General features: G+C 58.5%; 6 protein-coding genes and 2 pseudogenes. 6 read left to right on the top strand and 2 right to left on the bottom strand.

The window, feature by feature from the left end:
* A pseudogene (locus AC0L2M_RS34430) lies at nt 1-210 on the top strand (hypothetical protein); the annotation flags it as partial.
* A gap of 232 nt (nt 211-442) precedes the next feature.
* Here AC0L2M_RS34430 and AC0L2M_RS34425 read toward each other — a convergent pair.
* On the bottom strand, nt 443-592 hold the full coding sequence (locus AC0L2M_RS34425) for a hypothetical protein (protein ID WP_156942635.1): 150 nt from the start codon (nt 590-592) through the stop codon (nt 443-445).
* A gap of 785 nt (nt 593-1377) precedes the next feature.
* Here AC0L2M_RS34425 and AC0L2M_RS34420 point away from each other — a divergent pair.
* Nucleotides 1378-1902 carry a YciE/YciF ferroxidase family protein gene (locus AC0L2M_RS34420; protein WP_128175816.1) on the top strand — a complete coding sequence of 175 codons (525 nt, stop codon included), beginning with the start codon at nt 1378-1380 and terminating at the stop codon, nt 1900-1902.
* A 38-nt stretch (nt 1903-1940) separates the two neighbouring features.
* The gene (locus tag AC0L2M_RS34415; protein ID WP_287242568.1) at nt 1941-2222 is read left to right on the top strand and encodes a hypothetical protein; all 282 of its coding nucleotides are present in this window, start codon (nt 1941-1943) and stop codon (nt 2220-2222) included.
* Between the two features lie 49 nt (nt 2223-2271).
* On the opposite strand, the pseudogene AC0L2M_RS34410 reads toward AC0L2M_RS34415, so the two are convergent.
* Nucleotides 2272-2590 (bottom strand): annotated as a pseudogene (locus tag AC0L2M_RS34410) (DUF2934 domain-containing protein).
* A gap of 517 nt (nt 2591-3107) precedes the next feature.
* Here AC0L2M_RS34410 and AC0L2M_RS34405 point away from each other — a divergent pair.
* The 3 genes from AC0L2M_RS34405 to AC0L2M_RS34395 all read left to right on the top strand — a co-directional run.
* The gene (locus tag AC0L2M_RS34405; RefSeq protein WP_128247155.1) at nt 3108-3347 is read left to right on the top strand and encodes a hypothetical protein; all 240 of its coding nucleotides are present in this window, start codon (nt 3108-3110) and stop codon (nt 3345-3347) included.
* A gap of 93 nt (nt 3348-3440) precedes the next feature.
* On the top strand, nt 3441-3728 hold the full coding sequence (locus AC0L2M_RS34400; protein WP_473537244.1) for a DUF6894 family protein: 288 nt from the start codon (nt 3441-3443) through the stop codon (nt 3726-3728).
* Between the two features lie 120 nt (nt 3729-3848).
* Nucleotides 3849-4189 (top strand): cyclic nucleotide-binding domain-containing protein (locus AC0L2M_RS34395; RefSeq protein ID WP_473537243.1); only part of this gene is annotated, 341 nt, incomplete at its 3' end.

The following is a 4189-nucleotide window of genomic DNA, read 5'->3' as shown; positions in this document are numbered from 1 at the left end:
CCAAAACGTGACAACGTCGGACTTGCATTGGTGCTCGTTGCCGGTGTGACACTCATCGATTTATTGACGGCGCAAAAGGTAAGCGCCCGGCACGCTCGAGGCCGCCGGCAACCGCAGGATTTTAGTAACCGCAGCGGCTTCCCACGGGGTCTTGAAGCTGTGCGGGGCCTTGCACGAAAAGACATGTCGTCACCTGCCAGCCAGAATTGAGCGGTGACTAACTGGCGCGAACCTGATCTTCCTTCTCTCGTGATTGCCGCCGATACACACGGCGCCGATTGGCGCTGCTCCAGGCGACCAAGGCATTTGCCGCATGCCCGAGCCTGCCGCGGGTGCACCGTTCCCGATGGCAAGTTCCGGCTAAGGCTGCAGATAGGCAAGGTGACGCGTGATGCTGTGTGCCGCGTCGCCACATCCTGCGTTACGGTCAGCCGCCAGCAGTCTATTCTGGTCGACCAAGTCCTTTCTTTGTAGCGAGTTTTTGCTTTTCTTTCAGCAGCCGAACGATCGCGTCGACGGGCGGCGCAAGGGCTGCTGGCGACTTGCTGTTCGAGCGCCACAAGTATTCAAAGAAGGTTCTCAGTATGCGCATTGTCGTTACCTCCTGGACCACCAAACTTGGCTTGGGCGTTGTTGTTCCTGAACGGCAGGGTAAGCGCCGCTGTCCGAAGGCAAACTCATCCGTGGCAAGCAGGCACGGCTGGAGTCTGGACGGGATAGAAATCCTGGAACTCGTCCTCCAGAACTCAGCCGTGATCGCTCTCGGTTACAGACGCTCATCCGTTCTTCCGACCTGGCATTCGGGGAGACGGTAGGCGGCTTGGCTGAAATCGAGCGAGGGCGGGTTCTGGCGGTGGGCTTGTATTCCGTGCGGGAACCTGGCCGAGCCAATGCGTTCGTGTCGTGCAGCACTTGCCCTAGTGCTGCTCGGACTGCACCCTCTGATCAGGCCGCGTCCTTCCCATCCCCTCGGGCGCCGGTTTCATATTTCGTTTGGTGGCCAGTGGAGCGAGGCGGCTGAAGGCGCGGCGGGCCTTTCTTGTTTCCGTGTGGAACTTCGGCGCGGACTGAAAGTTTCATTTGTGCAGCTGCGACATGGATGACTCCCGATGGGCCCGCGTCCTTTTTTCCCGAAGGGCGCGGGCTTTCTTTCGTGCACGGAACACCGGGGCGGGTTGCACGTTTCGCCGGCATCCAGCGAAATGGCCGCTTGCGCTGCCTCAATCCCTCGCATTCCAGGCCCGTGTAGGCGTGAGGCACGTCGATGACGTCCAGGCACAGAGGATTTGCCGATCGGGCCAAAGGAACAAACAGCACCCACTTTGGTTAAAGCTGCGCGTGCCACCAGACACGCGTTTCTCACATTCGGAGACGACGATGGCTATGAAAAATGAATCTCAGAGCAAGGCCAAGGGCCTCGAAGATCTTTTCCACGACGGACTGAAGGACGTCTACTACGCTGAGCGCAAAATCCTGGCTGCGCTGAAGAAGATGGCCAAGGGTGCCGAATCTGACCAACTGACCGCCGCATTCGAAAAGCACCGCGACGAGACGGAGGCTCAGATCGAACGGCTGCAGCAGGTCTTCGAGATTTTCGGCAAACGGGCACAAGGAAAGACATGTCCCGCGATCGACGGCATCATTGAGGAAGGACAGGAGGTACTGGAGGAATTCAAGGAAGCTCCAGCTCTGGACGCTGGGCTTGTGGCGGCGGCGCAAGCGGTCGAACACTATGAGATCGCCCGCTATGGCACCTTGATTACCTGGGCCGGACTGCTCGGCCTAAAGGATGCCGTGCCACTGCTCGAGGAGACGCTCGAAGAGGAAAAGGCGACTGACGAAGCGCTGACGCAGCTTGGAGAGGCTAGCGTCAACGAGAGAGCGATGCAGGAAGCTGCCTAGCTAAACGGCGCTTCGAAAGCAGGATCAATGAGCACGTCATGAACAATAGAGAGAACGCGCCTCCGGACGACGGCGGCGCGCCCTTGTCATTAGGCTGCACCCAGCTGGTGATTGGTCTTCACATGATGAAGCACCTGGCCCACGCCGCGCTTGTCGAAGTCCTGCCCGCACACTGGACAATCCTCGAAATGATCCGCCGCGGCTGGACCGGCTGGGCGTGGTCTTCGCCCGTCCAACCTGCGGCTTCGTTGGTTGTTGCCATTGTGATTTGGACTGGGGCGCCGATCGGGGCACCAACTGGCTTACTTACAAGACGATAAGGCTCGGCGAACGTTACGAGCCGTGTGACAAGAGGGTGCCGCGCTGAGGTCACCCTCCCGCCGCCTCGATGCTCCGCGCGGCTTCCTCGATGGCCGCGCGATCATTGCCAAGCCTATCGATCAATTCTTGGGCCTGGTCACCGCTTATGCCCGTTCGCATTGCCAGGGCCTCAACGGTCATAGCGTCCGAGCTGGCGATCTCGCGAGTTTCCGGAAGAGCATCGTCTGCGGTAAGGGCAGTGCGGCCTCTCGATCAATTTCGGTTTAAGCCTGGTGCCAGTGTCGCTCGTGATCGCCGTGTCTACTGCCTTCAGGTTTCCAAATTGGTATGCGCGGTGTTGGTTTTTTTCGTGCCGTTCTTCGCCCATCTTGAGTCCTCCGTGCAAATTTGTCGTCAATGCGGGGCGCGACGGATGATCCGGCGCCAAACCCAGATTCGGACAAAGCAGATCTTCGCCGGGTTCAACGCATGACGATGCTGATCGACGCGGACGCATCATCGGGCTTTTTGGTGTGCGGACCAAAAAGCGCGGAGGGAAAGCGGGGATCGCGCAAGTGCTTTGCGAAATGCCAGGTGAAACAAAGCAATGAGCGCGCGAAACAGTGAAGTTTGTTGACCGCTGGCGCGCGCGCCATCCGACCTGCTCTCTTGCTGAATTCCTACGCACCTGACCGGCTGCGAGGTCCGGCGTCCACCTCAGCATAGGAATCAATGTACGGGAATTACCAAGCCGTAGCCGCCTTGGAACGAATAATCCCGCTCGAACTTACTTTAGCGATCCAGGTCCCTCACTCGGATCACCGGTCACTCGATCGGATTGGCCCGCCCTCGTACAGGGGCGGGCCATTGTTTCCGGGCGACCTGACTGACAGGAGTGAACAACAATGTTTGCAGATGAGATTGCGGCAAGGCGTCTGAAAACCCTAGTCGACCACTATATGGAGACCAGGAAAAGGCGGCACGATGTGGTTTCAACATCGAGAGCTGAAACCGCCATACGGGAAGTCCTCCCCAATTGCCCTGTGTCCGGGAAAGCCCTTGACGACATGATCGCCGCCTGTGCCGTCGAGCATGGTCTCGGCGTGCTGTTCGACAGGTCAGAAATCACCGACAGCGTCAGCTGACCCGCTGGCCTTGCGCCAGCGCTCAGACACGTCGAATGTCCGGTTCATACATATCCCCGGTTGGTACGTTTCCGACACTATCCATGAGCCTCCATGCATCTAGATAGTCCATGGAGGTGGACTGGCATGCCAAGATATTTTTTCCATATCCGGAGCGAGGAGGGGCACCTCATGGAAGACCTCGAGGGGCAGGAATTTGCGGATTTGGCGCAGGCTGAGGAGAACGCGATGGCCTCCGCCAAGGAGATCCTGGCGGAAGGACTGCTCAGCGGGAAGCCAATGCTGACAGGCGCGATCTTTGAGATATGCGACGAAAAACACGCATTGGTGTTGCGATTTCCCTTCTCGGATGCCGCCAGAATGCCCGGTACACGCTTTTAATGCTTAAAGTGATTGGCTTCGGGACTTTAGCACCCCACATGTAGTCTTATCGTTCGCACGTTGTCACGGGCGCGAACGGCTGGGAGGTCAGAAAGCTCTTGCCCTACAGAGGGTGGAGTTATGTTTAACCAGCCCAATATTCCCTATCAAAATGCTTTATTGCGGCGACTTTCCCCTGGCGATCTGGCATCGATCGAACCCAACATGGAACGGGTAGCGCTGCCGATGCGGACCCAGCTTGAGTCGACGAAGTCCGTTATCGAACACGTGTATTTCCTGGAAGACGGCATCGCGTCGGTAGTCGCCAAACTACCTAAGGGCCGGGATACCGAGGTCGGCCTGATCGGCATGGAAGGCATGACCGGAGCCTTAGTGGCCCTAGGCGGCGATCGCGCCGCACATGACACCTATATGCAACTGGCGGGAAGCGGCTTGCGAGTTCCAGCCCCGGCACTGTCGTC

The organism is Mesorhizobium sp. WSM4806, assembly GCF_055811635.1.
The sequence above is the reverse complement of the archived record's forward strand: the minus strand, read 5'-3'. Positions and strand labels throughout refer to the sequence as shown.

Bases quoted from the DNA above. Each gene is read 5' to 3' on its own strand.
- AC0L2M_RS34400 (WP_473537244.1), top strand. From the start codon at position 3,441: ATGCATCTAGATAGTCCATGGAGGTGGACTGGCATGCCAAGATATTTT.
- AC0L2M_RS34405 (WP_128247155.1), top strand. From the start codon at position 3,108: ATGTTTGCAGATGAGATTGCGGCAAGGCGTCTGAAAACCCTAGTCGAC.
- AC0L2M_RS34420 (WP_128175816.1), top strand. From the start codon at position 1,378: ATGGCTATGAAAAATGAATCTCAGAGCAAGGCCAAGGGCCTCGAAGAT.
- AC0L2M_RS34415 (WP_287242568.1), top strand. From the start codon at position 1,941: ATGAACAATAGAGAGAACGCGCCTCCGGACGACGGCGGCGCGCCCTTG.
- AC0L2M_RS34425 (WP_156942635.1), bottom strand. From the start codon at position 592: ATGCGCATACTGAGAACCTTCTTTGAATACTTGTGGCGCTCGAACAGC.